The organism is Streptomyces sp. MGP-P1 (assembly GCF_057766565.1).
On sequence record NZ_JBYMEM010000006.1, the window covers coordinates 523,713 to 547,013 of the forward strand.

Annotated in this window: 24 protein-coding genes and 1 riboswitch; of the genes, 15 read left to right on the plus strand and 9 right to left on the minus strand. The window is 71.9% G+C overall.

What is annotated here, in order from left to right:
- Positions 1 to 14: 14 nt before the first annotated feature.
- Entirely contained in the window at positions 15 to 728 is a 714-nt protein-coding gene (locus AC3CH1_RS18085; protein WP_488463880.1) for a M50 family metallopeptidase, read from the minus strand.
- Between the two features lie 53 nt (positions 729 to 781).
- On the opposite strand from AC3CH1_RS18085, the gene AC3CH1_RS18090 reads away from it, so the two are divergent.
- The 7 genes from AC3CH1_RS18090 to AC3CH1_RS18120 all read left to right on the plus strand — a co-directional run bounded on the left by AC3CH1_RS18090 (position 782) and on the right by AC3CH1_RS18120 (position 6,552).
- Positions 782 to 1,597, plus strand: a complete 816-nt coding sequence (locus AC3CH1_RS18090) for an SOS response-associated peptidase (protein ID WP_488463881.1) — start codon at positions 782 to 784, stop codon at positions 1,595 to 1,597.
- A gap of 63 nt (positions 1,598 to 1,660) precedes the next feature.
- Positions 1,661 to 2,302: an alpha/beta hydrolase family protein gene (locus tag AC3CH1_RS18095; RefSeq protein ID WP_488463882.1), complete on the plus strand. Its 642-nt coding sequence runs from the start codon at positions 1,661 to 1,663 to the stop codon at positions 2,300 to 2,302.
- A 323-nt stretch (positions 2,303 to 2,625) separates the two neighbouring features.
- On the plus strand, positions 2,626 to 3,282 hold the full coding sequence (locus AC3CH1_RS18100; protein WP_007458152.1) for a sigma-70 family RNA polymerase sigma factor: 657 nt from the start codon (positions 2,626 to 2,628) through the stop codon (positions 3,280 to 3,282).
- Positions 3,279 to 3,599, plus strand: coding sequence for a mycothiol system anti-sigma-R factor (gene rsrA / locus AC3CH1_RS18105; RefSeq protein WP_018959150.1), 321 nt, complete (start codon positions 3,279 to 3,281; stop codon positions 3,597 to 3,599). The genes AC3CH1_RS18100 and rsrA overlap by 4 nt, the downstream gene beginning before the upstream one ends.
- Before the next feature lie 298 nt (positions 3,600 to 3,897).
- The gene (locus AC3CH1_RS18110; RefSeq protein ID WP_018959149.1) at positions 3,898 to 4,893 is read left to right on the plus strand and encodes a tetratricopeptide repeat protein; all 996 of its coding nucleotides are present in this window, start codon (positions 3,898 to 3,900) and stop codon (positions 4,891 to 4,893) included.
- A gap of 115 nt (positions 4,894 to 5,008) precedes the next feature.
- Entirely contained in the window at positions 5,009 to 5,647 is a 639-nt protein-coding gene (gene def / locus AC3CH1_RS18115; RefSeq protein WP_018959148.1) for a peptide deformylase, read from the plus strand.
- A 167-nt stretch (positions 5,648 to 5,814) separates the two neighbouring features.
- Positions 5,815 to 6,552: a D-Ala-D-Ala carboxypeptidase family metallohydrolase gene (locus AC3CH1_RS18120; protein ID WP_488463883.1), complete on the plus strand. Its 738-nt coding sequence runs from the start codon at positions 5,815 to 5,817 to the stop codon at positions 6,550 to 6,552.
- A gap of 43 nt (positions 6,553 to 6,595) precedes the next feature.
- Here the strand turns inward: AC3CH1_RS18120 and AC3CH1_RS18125 are convergent, their stop codons facing one another.
- Positions 6,596 to 7,576, minus strand: coding sequence for a GlxA family transcriptional regulator (locus tag AC3CH1_RS18125; RefSeq protein WP_488463884.1), 981 nt, complete (start codon positions 7,574 to 7,576; stop codon positions 6,596 to 6,598).
- A gap of 81 nt (positions 7,577 to 7,657) precedes the next feature.
- Between AC3CH1_RS18125 and AC3CH1_RS18130 the strand changes: the two genes are divergently transcribed.
- Entirely contained in the window at positions 7,658 to 7,873 is a 216-nt protein-coding gene (locus AC3CH1_RS18130; protein WP_488463885.1) for a hypothetical protein, read from the plus strand.
- Positions 7,874 to 7,896: 23 nt separating this feature from the next.
- Here the strand turns inward: AC3CH1_RS18130 and AC3CH1_RS18135 are convergent, their stop codons facing one another.
- From AC3CH1_RS18135 to AC3CH1_RS18165, 7 genes are all read right to left on the minus strand, one after another.
- Positions 7,897 to 8,913: a ribonucleotide-diphosphate reductase subunit beta gene (locus tag AC3CH1_RS18135; protein WP_018959144.1), complete on the minus strand. Its 1,017-nt coding sequence runs from the start codon at positions 8,911 to 8,913 to the stop codon at positions 7,897 to 7,899.
- Positions 8,913 to 11,327: a ribonucleoside-diphosphate reductase subunit alpha gene (locus AC3CH1_RS18140; protein ID WP_488463886.1), complete on the minus strand. Its 2,415-nt coding sequence runs from the start codon at positions 11,325 to 11,327 to the stop codon at positions 8,913 to 8,915. Before AC3CH1_RS18140 ends, AC3CH1_RS18135 begins: the two co-directional genes overlap by 1 nt.
- 136 nt (positions 11,328 to 11,463) lie before the next feature.
- A riboswitch (cobalamin riboswitch) is annotated at positions 11,464 to 11,587 on the minus strand.
- Positions 11,588 to 11,651: 64 nt separating this feature from the next.
- Positions 11,652 to 12,161, minus strand: a complete 510-nt coding sequence (locus AC3CH1_RS18145; RefSeq protein WP_488463887.1) for a GNAT family N-acetyltransferase — start codon at positions 12,159 to 12,161, stop codon at positions 11,652 to 11,654.
- A 61-nt stretch (positions 12,162 to 12,222) separates the two neighbouring features.
- Positions 12,223 to 12,900 (minus strand): hypothetical protein, encoded by a 678-nt coding sequence (locus tag AC3CH1_RS18150; RefSeq protein ID WP_488463888.1) that lies wholly within the window; start codon positions 12,898 to 12,900, stop codon positions 12,223 to 12,225.
- A gap of 135 nt (positions 12,901 to 13,035) precedes the next feature.
- On the minus strand, positions 13,036 to 13,239 hold the full coding sequence (locus AC3CH1_RS18155; RefSeq protein ID WP_488463889.1) for a YbdD/YjiX family protein: 204 nt from the start codon (positions 13,237 to 13,239) through the stop codon (positions 13,036 to 13,038).
- A complete protein-coding gene (locus tag AC3CH1_RS18160) occupies positions 13,236 to 15,461 on the minus strand; it encodes a carbon starvation CstA family protein (RefSeq protein ID WP_488463890.1) in 2,226 nt (741 codons plus the stop codon). The genes AC3CH1_RS18155 and AC3CH1_RS18160 overlap by 4 nt, the downstream gene beginning before the upstream one ends.
- A 175-nt stretch (positions 15,462 to 15,636) precedes the next feature.
- Positions 15,637 to 16,629, minus strand: coding sequence for a helix-turn-helix transcriptional regulator (locus tag AC3CH1_RS18165; RefSeq protein ID WP_488463891.1), 993 nt, complete (start codon positions 16,627 to 16,629; stop codon positions 15,637 to 15,639).
- 507 nt (positions 16,630 to 17,136) lie between these two features.
- Between AC3CH1_RS18165 and AC3CH1_RS18170 the strand changes: the two genes are divergently transcribed.
- From AC3CH1_RS18170 to AC3CH1_RS18200, 7 genes are read left to right on the plus strand one after another with little or no spacing between them, the layout of a single operon-like run.
- Positions 17,137 to 17,520: a hypothetical protein gene (locus AC3CH1_RS18170; RefSeq protein ID WP_488463892.1), complete on the plus strand. Its 384-nt coding sequence runs from the start codon at positions 17,137 to 17,139 to the stop codon at positions 17,518 to 17,520.
- Positions 17,490 to 18,518, plus strand: coding sequence for a glycosyltransferase family 2 protein (locus AC3CH1_RS18175; RefSeq protein WP_488463893.1), 1,029 nt, complete (start codon positions 17,490 to 17,492; stop codon positions 18,516 to 18,518). Before AC3CH1_RS18170 ends, AC3CH1_RS18175 begins: the two co-directional genes overlap by 31 nt.
- Positions 18,515 to 19,723, plus strand: a complete 1,209-nt coding sequence (locus AC3CH1_RS18180) for a lysylphosphatidylglycerol synthase domain-containing protein (protein WP_488463894.1) — start codon at positions 18,515 to 18,517, stop codon at positions 19,721 to 19,723. The genes AC3CH1_RS18175 and AC3CH1_RS18180 overlap by 4 nt, the downstream gene beginning before the upstream one ends.
- Entirely contained in the window at positions 19,720 to 21,168 is a 1,449-nt protein-coding gene (locus tag AC3CH1_RS18185; protein WP_488463895.1) for an aspartate aminotransferase family protein, read from the plus strand. Before AC3CH1_RS18180 ends, AC3CH1_RS18185 begins: the two co-directional genes overlap by 4 nt.
- Positions 21,156 to 22,202 carry an NAD-dependent epimerase/dehydratase family protein gene (locus tag AC3CH1_RS18190; protein ID WP_488463896.1) on the plus strand — a complete coding sequence of 349 codons (1,047 nt, stop codon included), beginning with the start codon at positions 21,156 to 21,158 and terminating at the stop codon, positions 22,200 to 22,202. The genes AC3CH1_RS18185 and AC3CH1_RS18190 overlap by 13 nt, the downstream gene beginning before the upstream one ends.
- A 17-nt stretch (positions 22,203 to 22,219) precedes the next feature.
- Positions 22,220 to 22,459: a hypothetical protein gene (locus AC3CH1_RS18195; RefSeq protein ID WP_488463897.1), complete on the plus strand. Its 240-nt coding sequence runs from the start codon at positions 22,220 to 22,222 to the stop codon at positions 22,457 to 22,459.
- Positions 22,456 to 23,289 carry a UbiA prenyltransferase family protein gene (locus tag AC3CH1_RS18200; RefSeq protein ID WP_488463898.1) on the plus strand — a complete coding sequence of 278 codons (834 nt, stop codon included), beginning with the start codon at positions 22,456 to 22,458 and terminating at the stop codon, positions 23,287 to 23,289. The genes AC3CH1_RS18195 and AC3CH1_RS18200 overlap by 4 nt, the downstream gene beginning before the upstream one ends.
- The last annotated feature ends 12 nt before the right edge of the window (positions 23,290 to 23,301 follow it).

Below are 23,301 nucleotides of genomic sequence, written 5' to 3' on the forward strand. Positions count from 1 at the left end.
GGTCCAATCTGCTCTCACCACCCCAGCAGCCACCGCCCGCCGCCGATCAGCGAGCACAGCGACACCGCGTGGAAGAGGAACAGCCACAGCACCGCCGGGGCGTGGGTCAGCCGGGCCAGCTGGTCCGCGTCGGAGTCCGGGGCGCCGCCGTGGCGCCGCTTGGACTGGAGCTCGAACGGCGGCCGCACCCCGCCCAGCAGCAGGAACCACACCACCGCGTATGCGAACGCCGACTGGACGTCCGAGGAGGCCAGCCAGGACACCAGCAGGAACGCGGCGCCGGTCAGGATGACGGTGAGGGCCCCGTACACATTGCGGATCATCACCAGCATCACCGCGAGCAGGGCTGTCGCCACCCACAACAGGAGGGTGATCCTGCCGTTGGTCAGTAGCCAGGCGCCGCCCAGGCCCAGCAGCGAGGGGGCCGTGTAGCCCGCCGCCGCCGTGAGGATCATGCCGATCCCCGTCGGCTTGCCGCGGCTCACGGTCAGGCCGCTGGTGTCCGAGTGCAGCCGGATGCCGGAGAGCTGCCGCCCGGTGAGGAGGGCCACCAGACCGTGGCCGCCCTCGTGCGCGATGGTGATGGTGTTGCGCGCGAGCCGCCATATCGGGTTGGGCACGACGGCGATGAGCGCCAGGGTGGCCGTCACCACCACCAGCCACTGCTCGGGAGCGGACTGGGTTCCGATGACGCGATCCCACAGATCGCCCAATTCGGTGCTGTTCATCGGCCGGGCGGCTCCTTGCGGTCGGGGTGGGCGGTCGTGGCAGTCTGGCACTTATGTGCGGACGGTATGCGGCGAGCCGGAACCCCGAGGACCTGACCGGGCTCTTCGGCGTCGAGAAGTGGGAACCCACCGAGGCCCTGGAGCCCGACTGGAACGTGGCGCCGACCAAAGAGGTCTACGCGGTTCTGGAGCGTCCTGTTAAGGACGCCGACGACCAGCGTCCGGTTCGCCAGCTGCGCGCCCTGAAATGGGGGCTCGTGCCGTCCTGGTCGAAGTCCCCCGAGGGCGCCGCCCGGATGATCAACGCCCGCGCGGAGACCGTGCACGAGAAGCCCTCCTTCCGCCGCGCCTTCGCCCAGCGCCGCTGCATCCTGCCCGCCGACGGCTACTACGAGTGGGTCACCGGCTCGGAGGAACGGCGGCTGGAGGAGACGAAGGGCAAGAAGCGGGCCCGTAAGCAGCCCTACTTCGTGACCCCCGCCGACGGGTCGGTCCTCGCCATGGCCGGACTGTACGAGTTCTGGCGCGACGCGACCCTGCCCGGCGACCACGGACACGCCTGGTGGGTGACGTGCTCGGTGATCACCACCGAGGCGGAGACCACCCCGCTGGCCGTCGCCCCCGCCGAGGGGCCCGGCGCGCTCGCCGACATCCACCCCCGGATGCCGCTGATGCTCACCCCCGACCGCTGGGACGCCTGGCTGGACCCCACGCACACGGGCCTCGACGAGCTGCGGGCGCTGCTGGAGCCGCCGCCCGGCGGGCTGATGCGCGCCTACCCGGTCGCCACCACCGTCAGCAACGTGCGCAACAACGGACCCGAACTGCTGGAGGAGCTGGCCGCGCCGGAGGAGTCCACGCTGTTCTGAGCGGCGGGCGGGATGCGGGCGGCCGCGCGGGACCCGGGAGGCCGCGCGGGAGAGGATGGCGGTGTGAGCCGTCAACCACGTACCCAGAACGTCACCACCGACGCCGGTGAGGCCCGGATCACCTGGGTCCGAGCGCCCGCGCCCCGCCTCGTGCTGGCCGTGAGCCACGGGGCGGGCGGCGGCATCGAGGCCCGCGATCTGAAGGCCCTGGCCGCGACCCTGCCCGGGCACGGCGTCACCGTCGCCCTGGTGGAGCAGCCCTGGCGGGTGGCCGGAAAGAAGGTCGCGCCCGCCCCGAAGACCCTGGACACCGGCTGGCGCGGCCTGTGGCCCGCCCTGGCCGCTCCCGGGCTCCCCGTCGTCTCCGGGGGCCGCAGCGCCGGGGCCCGGGTCGCCTGCCGTACGGCCAGGGAGCTGGGCGCGGCCGCCGTCCTCGCGCTCAGCTTCCCGCTGCACCCCCCGGGCAGGCCCGAGAAGTCCCGCGCCGACGAACTGCTCGGCGCCGGAGTGCCCACCCTGGTGGTGCAGGGCGGCAACGATCCGTTCGGCCGGCCCGACGAGTTCCCGCCCGGCCCCTACGAGCTGGCCGAAGTGGACCACGGCGACCACGGGTTCGCGGTGCCGAAGAGGTCCGGGGCGACCGAGGAGCAGACGATGGGCGTCCTCACCGGCGCGGTGGCCGGGTGGATCGCGTCACTCGGCTGACCGGATCGGCCCCGGGGCGGCCCGGGGCCTCACGCACGTGGCGCAGGCCCGGGAATGCTCCGCCCGGGGGCGCTGTTGTTCGGGACGTCGGTACAGACACGTGGTACCCCACACACCGTGGAGAGGGAGTCCGTCGCATGGGTTCGACCATCTGCCCCAGTCGCTCGAAAGCCGCTGATCTGGAGTGGACCGTGCTGCCCGCGGCGAGGACCAGCCACGAGCGGCCCCCGGGCGGTGCCGATCGAGCGCCCGTCCCGAAGCAAGGTCGACTATTCTCCGATGCGAGCGGGTCCGGTTTCGGCTCCGCCACATCGTTGGAGGAGGTGGGTCCGGTCACTGGGACCGACACAGGGACCGACGACGGCCGTGCACCGGAGACGTCCGCCGAGCGCAACGCGCGCTTCGAGCGGGACGCCCTCGGTTTTCTCGACCAGATGTACTCGGCCGCGCTGCGCATGACGCGTAACCCGGCCGATGCCGAGGACCTGGTACAGGAGACCTACGCCAAGGCGTACGGCTCCTTCCACCAGTTCCGTGAGGGCACGAACCTCAAGGCGTGGATGTACCGCATTCTGACCAACACCTTCATCAACTCGTACCGCAAGAAGCAGCGGGAGCCCCAGCGCAGTGCGGCCGAGGAGATCGAGGACTGGCAGCTGGCACGGGCCGAGTCGCACATGTCGACCGGTCTGCGGTCGGCGGAGTCCCAGGCGCTCGACCATCTCCCGGACTCCGACGTGAAGTCGGCGCTCCAGGCGATTCCCGAGGAGTTCCGCATCGCCGTGTATCTCGCCGATGTCGAGGGCTTTGCCTACAAGGAGATCGCGGACATCATGGGGACTCCCATCGGTACGGTGATGTCCCGGCTGCACCGTGGCCGCCGCCAGCTGCGCGGCATGCTGGAGGACTACGCCCGTGAGCGCGGGCTCGTCGCGGCCGGCGCCGGTGACTCGGACGATCGGAAGGGCTCGGCCTCATGAGCTGCGGAGAGCCGCACGAGACGGATTGCTCGGAGGTCCTCGACCATCTCTACGAGTTTCTCGACCGGGAGATGCCCGAGGGCGACTGCACCAAGTTCGAGGTGCACTTCGAGGAGTGCTCCCCGTGCCTGGAGAAGTACGGCCTCGAACAGGCCGTGAAGAAGCTGGTCAAGCGCTGCTGCGGGCAGGACGACGTCCCCACCGACCTGCGCTCCAAGGTGATGGGCCGGATCGACTTGATCCGGGCCGGCGAGGCCGTGCCCGAGCAGGATCTGACCGTGCAGGACACCGACCGGTCGGCGTCCGCCGCCGAGTAGTCCACCCGCAGACGCACCGGCGGATCCCGACAGGTCCGGTGGGACGGCCGCTGTGCCCCGATCGCCCGGGCACAGCGGCCCACGCATGTCCGGGGCAGCGCTGGAGCGGCTCGGCCCCGGCACCGGGCGGGACCACCGGCAACCGGTGGTCCAGGCGCTGGGACGCGCCCTCGCGCGGGCGGTCTGACTCGGCGGGAGCTGGGTAACCCATGGGTAATGAGCGGGCGTCCGGCCGGGCATGGTTGGATGCGAAAGCAGAGCGGATGACGAGGGTGTCCAGTCGGGACAGGCGGGAATCGTGAGGATCTTCGGGAAGGTACGGCATCGGCCGTCCGCCTCTTGGCGGCAGGCCACGGACCGCGCGTTCACGCTGATCGGCGACGGCCGGTACGAGGACGCGGGGGCGCTGCTGACGCGCGCGGCGGATCTGGAGCCCTGGCTCTCGGAGTCCTGGTTCAATCTGGCGCTGCTGCACAAGTTCCGGCACGACTGGGAGCAGGCGAGGGCGGCGGGTCTGCGGGCCGTCGCGCTGCTCGACCGGGAGTCGGGCGCCCCGGACTGGTGGAACGTCGGGATCGCGGCCACCGCGCTCCAGGACTGGCCGCTGGCGCGGCGGGCCTGGCAGGCGTACGGACTGAAGGTCCCCGGCGGCGGTCAGCACAGCGCGGCCACCACCGAGCCGACCGGTATGGAGCTGGGCAGCGCCGCCGTGCGGCTCTCGCCGGAGGGTGAGGCCGAGGTGGTCTGGGGCCGCCGGCTCGACCCGGCCCGGATCGAGGTGCTCTCGATCCCGCTGCCGTCCTCCGGGCGGCGCTGGGGCGAGGTCGTCCTGCACGACGGGGTGCCCAACGGCGAGCGGGTCACCGCGGCCGGGCCCTCGTATCCGGTGTTCGACGAGATCGAGCTGTGGGCTCCCTCACCCGTGCCGACCTGGGTGGTGCTGCTGGAGGCGGCGACCGAGGACGACCGGGACGCGCTGGAGAAGCTGGCCTCGGACGCCGGGTTCGCCGCCGAGGACTGGTCCTCCTCCGTACGGCTGCTGTGCCGGGCGTGCTCGGAGAGCCGGATGGAGAGCGACGAGGGCGACGGGGAGCACCTGGACCCGCACGATCACAGCGAGCCGGGCCACCCCGGGCCGCTGGGCCACCGCACCGCGGGCGCCGGAGACCTGTGGGTCCCGGAGCGCGAGTGCGGTCTCGCGGCCCCCGCCGGACTGGTGCGCGGGCTGCTGGACGGCTGGGTCGCCGACAGCCCGGACAGCCGCGAGTGGCGGGATCTCGAAGAAGTCTGCTGACCTCTGCCCGTAGGCTGTACGCGCACCGATCGCGGTGCTGTTCCTCCGAGCGCCCGGGTATCCGGGGCGCTCGGGTCACCGAGTCTGAGGTTTTGCAGGAAGGCGTACGGCGGACATGTCGCAGCAGGAGACGGACGGGCGCATCGGAGTGGACGACGAGGGGTTCCTCGTCGACACGGAGGACTGCGAGGAGCGCGAGGCGGCCTACCGCGAGCGCGGCACCTCCCGTCCGATCACGGTCGTGGGCAACCCGGTGCTGCACAAGGAGTGCAAGGACGTCACCGCGTTCGACGACGAGCTGGCGCGGCTGATCGACGACATGTTCGCCAGCCAGAAGACGGCCGAGGGCGTCGGCCTGGCCGCCAACCAGATCGGCGTGGACCTGAAGGTCTTCGTCTACGACTGCCCCGACGACGACGGGGTGCGCCACACCGGCGTCATCTGCAACCCGGTCCTGGAGGAGCTGGCCCCCGAGGCACGGGTGCTGGACGACTCCAACGAGGGCTGCCTCTCGGTCCCGACCGCGTACGCCTCGCTCGCCCGCCCCGACTACGCGGTGGTGCGCGGGCAGGACGCGCAGGGCAATCCGGTCAAGGTGCGGGGCAGCGGCTACTTCGCGCGGTGCCTCCAGCACGAGACGGACCACCTGTACGGCTACCTGTACATCGACCGGCTCTCCAAGCGGGAGCGCAAGGACGCGCTGCGGCAGATGGACGAGGGCACTCCGCGCTACGAGGTCGTCCCGAACGCCTGAGGACGCCCCCGCAGGGCCCGGTACCGGTTCGCCGGCGCCGGGCCCCTGGCGGTTTCCGCTCCACCCCCTGGCAGATAACCGCAATTTCCCCAGGGGTAGTTGACGCGCGTAGCTGTCTGGGCCAGGCTCGCCCGCACATCGACCGTGACGTTCAGAGGGAGACCCCTGTGCTGAGACGTACCGCACGCGTTCTGCTCGGACTTGTCATGACCATTACGTTCGCTCTGGGGGGTGCGGTGCTGACCGCCGGCACCGCCCGAGCCGACGGCTGCTACACCTGGACCCGCACCCTGCAAGCCGGGGCCACCGGCAACGATGTCACCCAGCTCCAGATCCGGGTGGCCGGCTACCCGGGCTACGACGCGGTCCTCGCCATCGACGGCTCCTACGGCCCCGCCACCACCGCCGCCGTCAAGCGGTTCCAGGCGGCCTACGGCCTGGCGGCCGACGGGGTCGCCGGACCCGCCACCCAGTCCAAGCTCTACGCGCTCCAGGACAACGACTGCACCCCGGCCCACTTCACGTACCCCGAGCTGAACCAGTGCAACAGCACCTGGGCCGGCGGGAAGGTCGCCGCGGGCACCGCCAAGGCCAACGCGCTGAGCAGCATGTGGAAGCTGGAGGCACTGCGCCACGCGCTGGGCGACCAGTCCATCCGGGTCACCAGCGGCTTCCGCTCCGCCTCCTGCAACGCGGCCGTGGGCGGAGCCTCCAACAGCCGCCATATGTACGGCGACGCGGTCGACCTCGGCGCCTCCCCGCACTCGCTGTGCACGCTGGCCAAGCAGGCCCGCCACCACGGCTTCCGGGGAATCCTCGGCCCGGGCTACAGCGGCCACAACGACCACGTGCACGTCAACCAGGGCCCCAGCCGCTTCTGGTCGGCGCCCAGCTGCGGTATCTGACCCGCATCGGATGGCGGGCAGCCGGTGACCGTGCCCGGCGCGCTCAGGCGACGTCGGGCACGGAGGTGGCCGCCGGACCCCGGAAGGTGCGGCGGTAGGCGTTCGGCGTGGTGCCCAGCGACCGCACGAACTGGTGTCGCAGGGTCGCCGCCGTACCGAAGCCCGTCTGCCCCGCGATCGTGTCGATCGTCAGGTCGGAGGTCTCCAGCAGATGCTGGGCCAGCAGCACCCGCTGCCGCAGCAGCCACCGGTAGGGCGTCGTCCCGGTCTCCTGCTGGAACCGCCGGGCGAAGGTGCGCGGCGACATGTGCGCCAGCGCCGCCAGCTGCTCCACGCTCATCTCCTGGTCGAGGTGCTGTTCCATCCAGGCCAGGGTCGAGCCGACCGTGTCGCAGGAGCTCCGGGGCAGCGGGCGGCTGATGTACTGCGCCTGCCCGCCGTCCCGGTGCGGCGGCACCACCATTCGCCGGGCGAGGGTGTTCGCCACCTCCTGGCCGTACTCCTGCCGGATCAGATGCAGGCACGCGTCGATCCCGGCGGCGGTGCCCGCCGAACTGATCACCGCGCCCTCGTCCACGTACAGCACGTCCGGCTCGACGATCGCCTTCGGGAAGCGCCGCGACAGCTCCGCCGCGTGCCGCCAGTGCGTGGTGCAGCGGCGGCCGTCCAGCAGCCCGGCCGCGCCCAGGACGTAGGACCCCGAACACACGCTCAGCACCCGCGAACCGCGCGCGACGGCCCGGCGCAGGGCGTCGAGCACCTCCTCGGGATACTCCCGCCGTGCGAAGTGGCTGCCCGCCGGCACGGCGATGAGGTCGGCCTCCTCCAGCCGCTCCAGGCCGTGCGGCGTGGAGATGGTGAAGCCCGCGTGGGTGTTCAGGACGGGCCCCTCGGCGGAGACCACCGCGAAATCGTGCACCGGCAGGCCTTCCTCGCTGCGGTCCAGGCCGAACACCTCGCACAGGACGCCGAGTTCGAAGGGGTGGACCTCATCGAGGAGGAGGGCGGCGACATTGGTCAGCATGGCCCGAGTGTGGCAGCTATTTGATGTCCCATGGCAGTCCTGCCACTGATGTTCTTCGTTCCGGCGGTCCAGAGTAGAGGCATGAACACATTCCTGAACTACCTGGTCGTAGCAGCACTTTTCGCCTTCGTCCTCGCGCCCGTGGCCCTCGGCGTCGTCCGCGAACGCCGCATCGACCGCCAGCTGCGGGAGGCGGAACGCGGGCGGCCGATTGCCGGGCCCCCGGAAACGCGGAGCGCCGCGCGACCGGTGACGGCTGCGCGGCGCCCCTACCTCAGGAAGTGGGCCGGGGTCTGAGAGACCCCTCGGGCCCGGAGGGTCTAGAAGTCGTCGTCGAACCCGACCGAGCCCTCCACGGCCACCTGGTACGCGGACGGGCGGCGCTCGAAGAAGTTCGTCAGCTCCTGGACGCCCTGGAGCTCCATGAAGGAGAACGGGTTCTCCGAGCCGTACACCGTCGGGAAGCCGAGGCGGGCGAGCCGCTGGTCGGCGACGCACTCCAGATACTGCCGCATCGACTCGGTGTTCATGCCCGGCAGGCCCTCGCCGCACAGGTCACGGCCGAACTGCAGCTCCGCCTCGACCGCTTCCCGCAGCATGTCGGTGACCTGCTGCTCCAGCGCGTCGTCGAAGAGCTCCGGCTCCTCCTTGCGGACGGTGTCCACGACCTCGAACGCGAAGTTCATGTGCATCGTCTCGTCACGGAACACCCAGTTGGTGCCCGTGGCGAGACCGTGCAGCAGACCGCGCGAGCGGAACCAGTACACGTACGCGAACGCGCCGTAGAAGAACAGCCCCTCGATGCAGGCCGCGAAGCAGATCAGGTTCAGCAGGAAACGGCGGCGGTCGGCCTTCGTCTCCAGCCGGTCGATCTTCTCGACCGAATCCATCCACTTGAAGCAGAACTGCGCCTTCTCACGGATCGAGGGGATCTCCTCGACCGCGTCGAACGCCGCCGCCCGGTCGTCCGGGTCGGGCAGATAGGTGTCCAGCAGCGTCAGATAGAACTGGACGTGCACGGCCTCCTCGAAGAGCTGCCGCGACAGGTACAGCCGCGCCTCGGGGGAGTTGATGTGCTTGTACAGCGTCAGCACGAGGTTGTTGGAGACGATCGAGTCACCGGTCGCGAAGAACGCCACCAGCCGGCCGATCATGTGCTGCTCGCCCGGCGACAGCTTGGCGAGGTCGGAGACGTCCGAGTGGAGGTCGACCTCCTCCACGGTCCAGGTGTTCTTGATCGCGTCCCGGTAGCGCTCGTAGAAGTCCGGGTAGCGCATGGGACGCAGGGTCAGTTCGAAGCCCGGGTCGAGCAGGTTCTTGTGGTCGTTGGTGCTCATTACTGGCAGGCCTCGCAGGACTCGGGGTTTTCGAGGGAGCAGGCGATGGCGTCCGCGTCGGGAGCCGACGCCTGCTGTACGGGAATGGGGGCGGCGGCCGACGCCTGGCCGGACGCGGCACGGGCGATCCGGGTCGCCGGGCGCGAACGCAGGTAGTACGTCGTCTTCAGCCCCTGCTTCCAGGCGTACGCGTACATCGAGGAGAGCTTGCCGATCGTCGGCGTCTCCAGGAACAGGTTGAGCGACTGGCTCTGGTCGAGGAACGGCGTACGGGCCGCCGCCATGTCGATCAGGCCGCGCTGGGGGATCTCCCACGCCGTGCGGTAGAGCGCCCGGACGTCCTCGGGAATCCAGCCGAAGCCCTGCACGGAGCCGCTCGCCTCGCGCAGCGCCTCACGGGTGCGGGAGTCCCACACGCCGAGCTTCTTCAGCTCGTCCACCAGGTAGGCGTTGACCTGGAGGAACTCACCGCTGAGCGTCTCGCGCTTGAACAGGTTGGAGACCTGCGGCTCGATGCACTCGTACACCCCGGCGATCGAGGCGATCGTGGCGGTCGGGGCGATGGCCAGCAGCAGCGAGTTGCGCATGCCGGTCTTCGCGACCCGGGCGCGCAGGGTGTCCCAGCGCTCCGGCCAGTTCAGCTCGGTGTCGTAGTGGTCGGGGTGCAGCACACCACGCGCGGCGCGGGTCTCGGACCAGGCCGGCAGCGGGCCGGAGCGCTCCGCCAGGTCGCAGGAGGCCTCGTAGGCGGCGAGCATGATCCGCTCGGAGATCTTCGTGGAGAGCGCGCGGGCCTCGGGGGAGTCGAAGGGCAGCCGCAGCTGGAAGAAGACGTCCTGGAGGCCCATCGCGCCCAGGCCGACCGGCCGCCAGCGGGAGTTGGAGCGCCCGGCCTGCTCGGTCGGGTAGAAGTTGATGTCGACGACCCGGTCCAGGAAGGTCACCGCGGTACGGACCGTGGCGTCCAGCCGGTCCCAGTCGATCGAGCCGTCCGCCACGAACGCGCCGAGGTTGACCGAGCCCAGGTTGCAGACGGCCGTCTCGCCGTCGTCGGTGACTTCGAGGATCTCGGTGCACAGGTTCGAGGAGTGGACGACCCGGCCCGGCTCGGCGGTCTGGTTCGCCGTCCGGTTGGAGGCGTCCTTGAAGGTCATCCAGCCCTGGCCGGTCTGCGCGAGGGTCCGCATCATCCGGCCGTACAGCTCGCGCGCCGGAATCGTCCTGCGCGCCAGGCCCTTGGCCTCGGCCGCCCGGTAGGCCGCGTCGAACGCGTCGCCCCACAGGTCGACCAGCTCCGGCACGTCGGCGGGGGAGAACAGCGACCACTCGGTGTCCGCGTCGACCCGGCGCATGAACTCGTCCGGGATCCAGTGCGCCAGGTTCAGGTTGTGCGTACGCCGCTGGTCCTCGCCCGTGTTGTCGCGGAGCTCCAGGAACTCCTCGATGTCCGCGTGCCAGGTCTCCAGGTAGACCGCCGCCGCGCCCTTGCGCCGGCCGCCCTGGTTCACCGCCGCGACGGAGGCGTCCAGCGTCTTCAGGAACGGCACGATGCCGTTGGAGTGCCCGTTGGTGCCCCGGATCAGCGAACCCCGGGCGCGGATGCGGGAGTACGAAAGACCGATGCCGCCCGCGTGCTTGGAGAGCCGCGCCACCTGGTGGTAGCGGTCGTAGATCGAGTCCAGCTCGTCCTTGGGCGAGTCCAGCAGATAGCAGGAGGACATCTGCGGGTGCCGGGTGCCGGAGTTGAAGAGCGTGGGGGAGGAGGGGAGGTAGTCCAGCCGGCTCATCAGCCCGTAGAGCGCGGCGACCTCGTCCAGCGCCCGCACCGACTCGTCCTCGGCGAGACCGGCCGCCACGCGCAGCATGAAGTGCTGCGGGGTCTCGATGACCTGCCGGGTGATCGGGTGGCGCAGCAGGTAGCGGCTGTGCAGCGTCCGCAGACCGAAGTAGCCGAAGCGGTCGTCGGCCCCGTCCGCCAGGGCCTGCTCGACGAGCTTGTCGAGGGCGGCCGAGTGGAGCGCGACGAACGCGGCGGTGCGGTCGGCGATCAGGCCCTCACGGTGGCCCACGGCGACCGAGGCGGAGAAGGACGTCGCGCCCTGGCCCGCGGCCTCGTCCGCGATCGAGCGGGTCAGCAGCCTGGCCGCCAGTCGGGAGTACGCCGGGTCCTCGGAGATGAGCCCCGCGGCGGCCTCGGTGGCCAGCGAGCGCAGCTCGGCCTCGTCGGAGCGGGCGTTGCGTCCGCGCAGCGCGGCGGCGGCGACCCGTCCGGGGTCGGTGTCGGGAAGATCGACGGTGAGGTCGGTCAGGGTCCGCAGCAGGGCGGTCCCGGGTCCGTCGTTCGTACCTGCTCCGGACGTGGTGGAGGCAGCGGATTCGGTGGCTGAAACCGGATCGGCGGGCGCGATGGTCACTGGGCTTTCCCTCGCTCGGCAGGGGCCGGCGGCAGGCGGGGAAGCCGGGCAGCGCGAGACCCGGGGCAGGGCAGCACAGCTCACGGCGTCCACCGGCCTATCCGCGAGACCCGGACGTCTGGCGTCCGGTTCGGTCGAGCCGGACGCGCTGTCGACAGGTCTTCGGACTTGCGGGTGCGCAAAAGCGCACCGATCACACCGTTGCGGGACAGTTCCGGATTCGCACCGGATTCCCCTGCGGCGACAGCGAGGTCGAGCATACATGTGGGGGCCGCCGGATGAAGCGGCCCCCACATGTTGTGTCGCGACGATCCAACACGCCCCTCAGGAGGGCGCCTCCAGCCCCAGCCGGAAGGTCATGAGCCGTAGTCCCGGCACCGGTTCCCAGTCCCGTTCGGGGGTCCGTACGAAGCCGAGCCGACGGTAGATCCTATGGGCTCCGAGCATGGCCGGCTGCGTCGACAGCACCAGCGCCCGCACCCCGTCGGCGGACCGGGCGCGCTCGACGCACGCCCGCACGAGAGCCTCTCCCACGCCCCGCCCACGCCCCTCGCGGGCCACCGCCAGCATCCGGAACTCGGCCTCGTCCGGGCCGGCGATGTCGCGCCACGGGGTGCCGGGTGCGGCATACGTCACGCCACCGAGCACCGCCCCGTCCACATCGAGCGCGACGAGCACCTCGGCCTCGGCCGCGCGTTGCTCCACCGCGCGCAGTTTGAGCAGATACGGGTCCCGCGGGCCGTCCAGCAGACCGTCGCCGAGATACGCCTCGGCGATGATCCCGCCGAGGGCGGCGTACTCGCCGGGCTCCGCCGCCCTGATCGTCAGATCCATCAGCCACTCGCTCCCACGTCGACTCCCACGCCGGCTCCCACGTCAGCCCCTCGTTCCCCTGTCAGCCACTCGCCCCCACGTCGTTGTCGGGCGCGCCGTCGCCCACCGGCGGCAGGTCGCCGCGTTCGACCGGCTGCCGCCCCCCGGCCTCGTCGGCCGGCGGCAGCACCCGGTCCAGCTCGTGGTCGTCGGCGCGGTGGGCGGCCCGCGCGGCCGACCGCAGCGTCGCCCGGTCCACCTCTTCGGGCGACCCGCTCAGCGTGACCACGAGTCCGCCCTGTTCCCGCGCGTACGCGTGGCCCGACTCCGTGGCCCGGTACCACTGCTCGCCGTCCCGCTCGCACGTCTTCAGGGGCTCCTGGCCGCCGGCGGGCGCGGGGTCCTTCGTACAGTCGGCCCCGGCGTGCGCCCGGCGCTCCACCCGCAGCTGGATCTGCCCGCCGTCGGGCGTGGTGTAGACGCTGCCGAACCCGTCGTCGCCGATCACCCCGACCGACTGGCGGGCCAGGGTGTACCCCGGGACCTCGGTCACCCACACGTGCTCCGCGACGGTCTGCACGGCCTGCGCCCGCGCCTCCAGCTCCGCCCGGTCGGGCGCGGGGTCCGCCGATCCGCTCCGCGTCGCCTCCGTGCCGGTCGCCACCTCGGTGCCGCAGCCCGTCGCCGCCGCCAGGCTCAGCACCAGTGCCACGGTCGTGAGTACGGGACGGAGCCGGGGCGGCCGGGGATGCGATGTCATGGGCACATTCTTTCGTACGGTGAGGGCTCCGCGCACCGGGAAATCGAGCGGCCGCCCGGGACCGTGCGAGGGTGCGAAAAGGGGCCGCCGCGCCCCTGGGAGGGGTGCGGCGGCCCGATCTCCGGCCGGTGGTGCTCAGCAGCAGCGGAAGCCCTCGCGGGGGTCCGCCTCGCGGGCGTCCATGCGGCTGCGTTCGAAGGCGCGACGGCTCATCACCGGCGTGTCCGGGGCGTGGGTCCTCGCGTGCGCCACATAGCGGTCGTACGTGGACTCACCGGTCAGCTCACGGACGTACCAGCGGATCCGTCCGGCCACCCGTCGTACGTCCGCGACCGTCATGTCCGGCTCCCCGTCTCCGCCGCGTCCTTGCGGATGCCGCCCTCGGGGCCGACACCGGCGGCGACCAGCTCGGCCTTCTCCTCCTTGGTCGCGAAGAGCGAGGCGGGGGCGACGAGCTTGGACTCGACGTAGGGCGTCTCGTGGAGCTTGACGCTCTCCGGGTCGCGGATGGCCTTGTAGCAGACCCGCCCGGCGTCCACGAGCACCACGATGATGAGGAGCGCGAAGAGTGCGCTCAGCACCCCGTCGACGGTGGAGTTGGTGACGACGGTCCGCATGTCGTCCATGTTCTTCGCGGGGGCCAGCACCTCGCCCGCGTCGATGCCCGCCTGGTACTTGTCGCGCTGGGCGAAGAACCCGATCTTGACGTCCTCGGAGAAGATCTTCTGCCAGCTCGCGGTGAGGGTGACCGCCACGTCCCAGGCGAGCGGGACCGCGGTGACCCACGCCCACTTCAGACGGCCGGACTTGACGAGCAGGGTGGTGCAGACGGCCAGCGCGACGGCCGCCAGCAACTGGTTGGCGATGCCGAAGAGCGGGAACAGCTGGTTGATGCCGCCCAGCGGGTCGTGCACGCCGACCCAGAGGAAGTAGCCCCAGCCGCCGACCACGACGGCGCTGGCGAACCAGACGCCCGGCTTCCAGCTGACCTCACGGAACGGCTTGTAGACGTTGCCCAGCATGTCCTGGAGCATGAAGCGCCCGACCCGGGTGCCGGCGTCCACGGTCGTGAGGATGAAGAGCGCCTCGAACATGATGGCGAAGTGGTACCAGAACGCCTTCATCGCGGTCCCGCCGACCACCGCCGAGAAGATCTCCGCCATGCCGAGCGCGAAGGTGGGCGCTCCACCGGTCCGGGAGAGCAGGCTCCCCTCCTCGACGTCCTTGGCGGCCTGGGCCAGGGCGTCCGGGGTGATGGTGAAGCCGAAGTCGGCCACAGCCTGGGAGGCCGACTGGACGCTGTCGCCGATCACGCCGACGGGTGCGTTGATGGCGAAGTAGAGGCCGGGGTCGATGATGCAGGCGGCGATCATCGCCATGATCGCCACGAACGACTCGACCAGCATGGCGCCGTAGCCGATCATCCGGATCTGCGTCTCCTTCTGGACCATCTTCGGCGTGGTGCCGGAGGAGACCAGGGAGTGGAAGCCGGAGAGCGCGCCGCAGGCGATGGTGATGAAGACGAACGGGAACATCGAGCCGGCGAAGACCGGGCCCGCGCCGCTGGAGGCGAAGTCGGTGACCGCGGGCATCTTCAGCGTCGGCATGGCGACGACCACGCCCAGGGCCAGCAGCCCGATCGTGCCGACCTTCATGAAGGTGGAGAGGTAGTCCCGCGGGGCCAGCAGCAGCCACACGGGGAGCACGGAGGCGAAGAACCCGTACACGATCATCCAGATGACCAGCGTGCCCGGCTCCAGCGTGAAGAAGTCCGCCCACGAGGACTCGGCGACCCAGCCGCCCGAGACGATCGCGAGGAGCAGCAGCGCGACGCCGATGAAGGAGACCTCGCTGACCTTGCCGGGCCGCAGGGTGCGCAGATAGACGCCCATGAAGAGGGCGATCGGGATCGTCATGCCGATGGAGAAGACGCCCCACGGCGAGTGCGCGAGCGCGTTCACGATGACCAGCGCGAGGACCGCGAGCAGGATGATCATGATGATGAAGACCGCGACCAGGGCGGCGATCCCGCCGACCGGGCCGATCTCGTCGCGCGCCATCTGGCCGAGCGAACGGCCGTTGCGACGCGTGGAGAAGAAGAGCGTCACCATGTCCTGGACGGCGCCGGCGAAGATGACGCCGACGACGAGCCAGATCGTGCCGGGCAGGTAACCCATCTGCGCGGCGAGCACCGGGCCGACCAGGGGCCCCGCCCCGGCGATGGCGGCGAAATGGTGGCCGAACAGGACCCGGCGGTCGGTGGGGTGGAAATCGACGCCGTTGTCCAGCCGTTCGGCCGGGGTCGCGCGGTCCCTGTCGGCCTTCAGGACCCGGTTGGCGATGAACCGGGAGTAGAAGCGGTACGCGATGGCGTACGAGCCGAGGGCCGCGGCCAGCATCCAGGCGGCGGAGACCTCCTCACCCCGCGAGAGCGCGAGGGTGGCCCAGCCGATGGCGCCGACCAGGGCTACCAGGCTCCAGACCACGATGGACCTGGGGGAGAGGCCCCGTTTCCCCGGCACCTGCGGTGCCGATGGTGCTGGTGTGGGCGCTTTCGCCATGTGGTGACTCCGTCCCCTCGCTGATCACCGGTGCAATGGGCAGGAAATCTAGGGGACGCGTCCGCCCAGCGTCACCCCCCGTCCGCATTGCGGTCCGGCAACGATGATGTATCGCACGGGGACACGGCCGCCGACGCGTTTCGGTTCACCCGGGATACGTCGGTCCTCCGGCCGGTCAGATCCAGCCCCGGCGCGCCGCCTCCGCGCCCGCCTGGAACCTGCTGCGGGCCTGCATCCTGGCCGTCAGCTCCGCGTTCATCCGGCGCACCGTGCGCAGGGACACTCCCAGCCTGCGGGCGGCCGTCGCGTCCGTGTGCCCCTTCGCCAGCAGGGACAGCAACTCGTCCTCCTGCGGGGTCAGCCCGTTGCCGTCGCGGCGGGGAGCGGAGCCGAGCGGGGTGGCGGTGGCCCACAGCTGCTCGAACAGGAGCCGGGCCACCGCGACGGCCCCCTTGCTCCGCAACTCCAGCGCGCCCGCCCGGCCGTCGTCGGGGTCCAGCGGCACCAGGGCCACCTCCCCGTCGACCACGACCATGACCAGCGGGAGGGTGGGCAGCGTACGGCTCTCCGCGCCGAGCAGGCCCAGCCGGTTCACATAGCGCAGGGTCGACGCATCGTTGCGGAAGCTGTCCTGATAGATGCTGCGGAGCCGCACGCCGCGCTCCAGCGCCCGCCGGTCCAGCGGCCCGCTGGCCTCCAGCGTGTCCGGGGACTGCGCGCCGCCGGGCAGCAGCGAGAGGCACTCCACCCGGGCCAGCTCGGCCAGCTCGGTCAGCCGCTCGCGCACCGCGTCGAGCCCCTCCAGCCGTTTGACGACGTCGAAGCCCCCGCCCGTCCGCCGCCCCCGGTCCGTCGTGAGGGCCGACATCGCGTCCCGCGCGACCTCGAGTCCCCGCTGCTGCCGGGCCAGTTCGGCCTCCCGGCGGGAGAGGAGGAAGGGCAGACTCGCGGCCGGGTCCAGCGCGCGGAAGACCGGCGGGCCCTGCTCCGTACAGCGAGGGTCGTCATCCAGCAGGCAGAGTTCGGCCAGCTGGTCCAGAGCCCGACGCACATCGTCCTCGCTCCGCCCGAGCCGCGCCACGATCTCGTCCAGCCGCAGCTCCGGCTCCTCCAGAACGAGCCGATAGACCAGCTCCGTCCGTGCGTCCAGCCCCAGTACCTCTAACATCTCTGGCTCCCCCGCAGATGTCACGCCGTCCCCGCACTCCGGTACGGGACGCCACTTCAGCACCGGGCGCGAGTGTAGGGCCGACCCGTTGTGAAGGTATAGACCAGGTCCACGGGATGGATGGGCCCCGAGAGGCCGCACGTGGCCGGAAAGGCCGAGGCGGGCGAGCGGCCGGGACGGGCGTCGGCGGTGGCGTGAATGGCCGCAAGGTGTCTGGCAGTTGCCTGCCATCACCGCATCGTCCCAGGCTGCGGGCCCCATACGGCCGCCGGTGGGGCTGGCAGCCTGCTGCCCCGCAACTCCCGGCCACCCGGAGACCGTGGCCTCCGGGGAGGCGATGGCGACAGGATCAGGCCGTCACAAGCCATTCACACACCGCTACATCTTCGAGGAGTTCCCGATGCGTGCGTTCCGTTCCCCGACCCGCCGCCCCTCGCCGGCCGCACTCGCCGCCACGGGCCGGGAGGGCTTCTCCTGGGGGTGACCCCGGGAGGACGGGACGCCTCCGTGTTCCTGGTGACCGCGCTCCTGGTGCGTACCGAACCCCCGCACCCCGACCGGTGGACGGCACGGGACCTGGCCGGGCGGCTGCGCGCCCCCCGCGTCGGCGCGCGCGTCCAACGCGCCGGACCACACCCCGGGGGCCCGGTCCATGTGTACGTCTCCGAGAGCGCGGACGGTTCGGTCCGCGCCGCGCTCTACATGGAGAGCCCCGACTTCGTGCACGCCGAACTGGCCGCGCTGGACTTCCTCCTGGCCCTCCTGGGCGCCGCGCGCCCCGCCTCCCTCGGCTGGCGGCCCGCGGCCCTGGGAGGCCTGGATCCGCACCGATCCCCCGAACCGAAAGGACCGGACCCGCCATGCCACGGGAGCGCCCCACCGTGTCGGTGATCATCCCCAACCACAACTACGAGAAGACCCTGCGGGCCTGCCTGGAATCCGTCTACGCCCAGACCCTGCGCCCTCGGGACGTGGTCGTCGTGGACGACGCCAGCACCGACCGCTCGCGCGACATCGCCAGGGAGTTCCCCTGCGTCCTCGTCGCCCGCCCGGACAATGGCGGGGTCTCCGCCGCCCGCAACCTCGGCGTCGCCGCGTCCGCCGGCCAGGTGCTGTTCTTCCTCGACTCCGACATCGCGCTGGCCCCCGACGCGATCGAGAACGCCGTCGACCTGCTCATGGACGACCCGGAGACCGGCTGCGTCCACGGCGTCCTGGACCCCGAACCGCTCTTCGACGACGGCCCGGTGGAGGTCTACCACTGTCTGCACGCCCACTTCTGGCGACACCGCAGCGCCGGAGTCGTCGGCACCGCCTTCTTCGCGCTGGCTGCGATCGAGCGAGGCGTCTTCGAGGCGACCGGGCCCTTCGACGAGAACCTCCGCGACTCCGAGGACGTCGAGTACAGCGACCGCCTCGCCGCAACCCACCGCATCCGCCTCAGCGAGCGGGTGACCGGCCGTCACGACGACGTGGACCGGCTGCTGCCCATGCTCGCCGAGCAGTACCGCCGCTCCCAGCTGCTCGTCCCCGTCGCCGCCGTCGAGCGCCGACGCGGCGGTGGGCTGCGCGCCAATCCGACCCGCGGCGTCCTGGCCGCCGGTCTGGTCCCGCTGACCCTCCCGCTCGCCCTGCTCACCCCCTGGCTGCTCGCCGTCCCGCTGGCCTGCGCCCTGGCTTTCGCACTGGCGGACCCCGGGCTGTCGCGTTTCGTGGCCCGCCGCAAGGGGTGGCCCTTCCTGCTCCGCTTCACCGTGCTGCACTTCGCGGTGCACCTGGCCCTCGTCCTCGGCGCGGTGGTCGGCGGGCTGCGCTGGCTGGTCGACCCCCGCTTCGGCCCCTCCGTGCGGGGCCGCCGCGAACGGCCCGCCCCGGTGGCCGCCCCGTGAGCGCCGGAGTGGACCAGGGGCGCGGGGCCGCCGGGGCGGGGACGCCCGAGGCGGGGACGCCCGAGGCGGGGACGCCCGAGGCGAGGCCCGGGTCGCCCGAGGCCGGACCTCATACGCCCGAGGCCGGAGCGGGGGGCGCCGGACCCGCGGAGCCCGAGGCGGGGGTAGCCGGACCCCCGGAGCCCGAGTCGGGGCCCGGGTCGCCCAAGGCCGGAGAGGGGGGAGCCGGACCCGCGGCGCCGGAAGCCGCCCCGCCCTCCCGCCGCGCCCGGCTGCTGCGCACGGCCGCCGCCCTCGTGCTCATCGCGGCGACCGCCTTCGCCGTGGGCGGTTCGCTGCGCGGCGCCGGTACGGAGATGGCCGAGGCCGCCGGACGGCCCGGGGGAGTGCTCCTGCTCATCGCCGCCCTCCTCGCCAACGCGGCCGGGCTCGTCCTGTCGATGCTGTCCTGGCGGGTCCTCGTCGTGGACGGCGGTTCCACGGCCCGCACCAGCGACACCGCCCGGATCTTCTTCATCGGCGTCATCAGCAAATTCGTCCCCGGCCGCATCTGGGGCGTCCTCGCCCACATCCAGCTCGGCAAGGCCGTCGGCATCGCCCCCGAGCGGATGATCGCCGCCTTCGGCCTCGGCCTCGTCATCGGGATGACCACCGGGGCCGCCGCCGGACTCCTCGTCGCACCGGCCGTGTTCGGCACGGGCGCCTGGGTCTTCGCCCCGCTCGTCCTGCTCGCCGCCGCCGCCGTGGCCCGGCCCGGCTGGGTGGGCCGCCTCGTCGCGTGGACGATGCGACTGGCCCGCCGCCCGGACGGAGCCGCCGAGGGCTCGCCCCGGGCCCTGCGGCTCTCCATCGGCTGGGCCTGCGCCTCCTGGGCCGTCTCCGGACTCCACCTGTGGGCGATCGTCGTCCTCCTCGGCGCCCCGCCGCTGCTCTCCCTGCCGGTCTGCGTCGGCGGCTTCGCCCTGGCCACCGTCGCCGGAAGCCTCGCCTTCGTCCTGCCCGACGGCTGGGGAGCCCGCGAACTCGTCCTCCTCGCGCCCCTCGGCGCGGTCATGCCGCTGTCCGCCGCCACCGCGGCCGTCATCGCCAGCCGGCTGGTCTGCGTGCTCAGCGAGGTGGCCGCCACCGGCGCCGCACTCGCCTGGGCCCGCGCCGCCGGACCCCTGCCCACCCCCCGACCCGCGCTCCAGGAAGGAGCCGCATGACCTCCGACGCCACCCCCCTGCTCACCGTGGACGACTGCGAACAACTGTCGACGAGCCAGGTGCACGAGCTGTACCGGTCCCACGTCAACAAGAGCCAGGTCTCCCTGATGACCTCCTTCGGCTTCGGCCGCGAACTCGTCGACCACGCCGAGGGGTCCTGGATCCACACCCGCGACGGCCGCCGCATCCTCGACTTCACCGGCGGCGTGGGCGTCCTCAACCACGGCCACAACCACCCGCGGATCCTCGCCGCCCGCCGCCGCTTCCAGGAACAGCGCCGGATGGAGGTCCACAAGACCTACTTCTCGCCCTACATCGCCGCCCTCGGCCACAACCTCGCCCAGCTCCTCCCCGGCGACCTGAACCTCTCGTTCTTCCCCAACTCGGGGGCCGAGGCCGTCGAGGGCGCGGTGAAACTCGCGTACAAATACCACGGCGGCAATCGGCAGCAGATCCTGCACGCCGACATCAGCTTCCACGGCAAACTGCTGGGCTCCGGCAGCCTCACCGGCAGCGCCCAGAACGCCTTCGCCTTCCCCGGCATCCCCGGCGTCTCCGCCTTCCGCTACGGCGACCTCGGCTCCGTACGGGAAGCGGTCGCCGGAGCCCGGGACGCCAAGGGCCGCTGCGACGTCTACGCGATCCTCATCGAGCCCTTCTCCGCCTCCACGATGACGGAGTGCTCCGAGGAATTCCTGCGCGGCCTGCGGGAGCTGTGCACCGAGGAGAAGATCGTGCTGATCTTCGACGAGATCTACACCGGCTGGGGCAAGACCGGCAGCCTCTTCCACTTCATGCGCTACCCCGGGCTCGTCCCGGACGTGGTCACCACCTCGAAGTCCTTCGGCGGCGGCAAGTCCTCCGTCTCCGCCTTCGTCGCCCGCGAACCCGTCTTCCGCAAGGCCTACGACAGCCTCGGCGACGCCATGCTCCAGTCCACCAGCACCACCTACTACGGCTTCGGCGAGGAGACCGCCACCGCGCTGGAAGCCGTCAACATCGCCGTCGAGGACGACTATCCGGCCCGCGCACGCGCCATCGAACGCGTCCTCGCCCCGGGCCTGGAGCGGCTGCGCAAGCAGTACCCCGACATCATCGCGGACGTCCGGGGCGCCGGAGCGCTGTACGGGATCTTCCTCGACGGCGGCCCCCGCATCCTCGACTTCGCCGCGAAGATCGCCCCCGGCGGACTGGCCCGCGACCCGCTGCTGCGCACCAAGGTCATCACCTGCGCGGTCGTCAACGCGATGTACCACGACCACGACGTGTACATGTACTACACGCTCAACGGCCGCAGCCCCCTGGTGGCCGCGCCCTGCCTGGTCGCCGGACCCGACGAGGTGGAGATCTTCCTCGACGCCTTCGACAAGACCCTGGCCAAGGGCATGAACCGGCTGCTCACCGCCTTCCTCAAGGACAAGGCGGTGTCCCGATGGGCGGCCTGACCATCGCCGTGACCGGAGCCGCCGGCATGCTCGGCTCCCACCTGGTGACCCGGCTCGCCGCCGACGGCCACGACGTCGTCGGCGTCGACCTGCGCGACGACCCCCACCCGCCCGCCGGGGCCCGCCACATCGTCGCCGACATCCGCGACGCGGCGGCGCTCGCCCGCGCCTTCGACGGGGCCCACGCGCTGGTGCACTGCGCCGCGGCGCTGCCCAGCTACCCGGTCGACCAGATCCGGTCCATCACCGTCGACGGCACCCGTACCGTCCTGACCGCCGCGCACCGGGCCCGGGTCGACCGGGTCGTGCACATCTCCTCCACCGCCGTCTACGGACTGCCCAAGCGGGTCCCCACCCCGGAGGAGCACCCCCGCGAGCCCGTCGACCCGTACAGCAGGGCGAAGGCCGAGGCCGAGGAGGTCTGCGAGGAGTTCCGGGCGCGCGGGATGTGCCTGCCGGTGCTGCGCCCCAAGACCTTCCTCGGGCCCGGCCGCATGGGCCTCTTCTCGATGCTCTTCGAATGGGCCGAGGAGCGCCGCAACTTCCCCGTCCTCGGCCGGGGCGACGTCCGCATCCAGATGTTCGGCATGGCCGACCTCGTCGACGCCGTGGTGCTCGCCCTCGACGCGCCCCCCGAGATCGCCAACGACGTCTACAACCTGGGCGCCGCCCGATTCGGCACCCTGCGCGAGGACTTCCAGGCCGTGCTGGACGCGGCCGGGCACGGCAAACGCGTGGTCCCGCTGCCGGCAGCACCGGCACTCGCGGTCCTGCGCCTGCTGGAGCGCACCAAGCTCTCCCCGGTCTACGGGCGGCTGCTCTTCAAGCTCCTCGACGACAGTTACGTGGACATCGGCCGGGCCACCGAACGGCTCGGCTTCCGTCCCGCGCTCTCCAACCAGGACGCCATCCTCGGCACGTACGCGTGGTGGCGCACCCAGCGGGGGGCCGGTACACCCGCTCCCGGAGCCGGCCGGACCAGCCGGGACCCGTGGCGCCAAGGGGCGCTCGGCCTGGCCAAGGTCTTCTTCTGATCCCCTGGAGCCCTGCCGTGGACATCACCCGGTCCTCACCCGCGCCCGCGCGCGTGGTGGCAGTCCCGCCCGAACCCGAACCCGCCGACCTCACCGCCCTGCCCGAACCCACCACCGTAGAACCGCTTCAGCCGCTTCCGCCCGCGACCGTGACCGTCAGCGTCAGCGTGACCCCGACCACCACCGACGTACGGGCCGGCGCCGCCGCAACCGCCCCCGCGACCTCCTCGCGCTCCTGCGCCCCGGCCAGTGGGTGAAGAACCTGGCCGTCGTCCCGCTGGCCCTGCTCGACACCCACCCCTGGGGGACCGCCGCCTTCCTGCGCACCGGCTGGGCCGTCCTCGGCTTCACCCTCGCCTCCGCGCTCGTCTACGTCGTCAACGACCTCGCCGACCGGGAGCGGGACCGGCTGCACCCGGTCAAACGCCACCGCCCGATCGCCTCCGGCCGGGTGTCCACCGCCGCGGCCATCGTCCTGACCGGCGGCCTCGCCCTGGCGCTGACCGGCTGGGCGGTGGCCGGGCCCGCCTGGCAGTGGTGGCCCACCGCCCTCTACCTGGCGCTGAGCCTCGCCTACTCCCAGGGCCTCAAACACGTACCGCTGGTGGACGCGTTCATCGTGGCGACCGGCTTCGTGCTGCGGCTCGTCCAGGGGTCGCTGCTCGTCGGCTCCCGGTTGTCCGAGTGGCTGGCGCTGTGCGTCTTCTCGCTCTGCCTGATGCTGGCGCTCGGCAAACGCCGGCACGAGATGACGGCGGCGGGCCGCGCCCACCGCCCCGCCCTGCGCGGCTACACGCTCGCCTTCCTCGACCACCTCGTCGTCCTGGTCGCCGTGCTGACCGCCGTCAGTTACGTGCTCTACCTGCGCGACGACGCGGCCCTCGCCGCCGGGGCCTCCCTCGTCACCCTGCTCTCCGCCCCCTGCGCCGTCTTCGGCCTCGCCCGCTACCTCCAGCTCCTCTTCGTCGAGGAGGGCGGCGGCAACCCCGTCCACGTCCTCTTCCGGGACCGCGCCACGCTCGTCAACGCGGCGCTGTGGGCGGTGCTCGTCGCCCTCGCCCTCCTCCTCCCGCACGCGTCCGCATGACCCACCGACCGC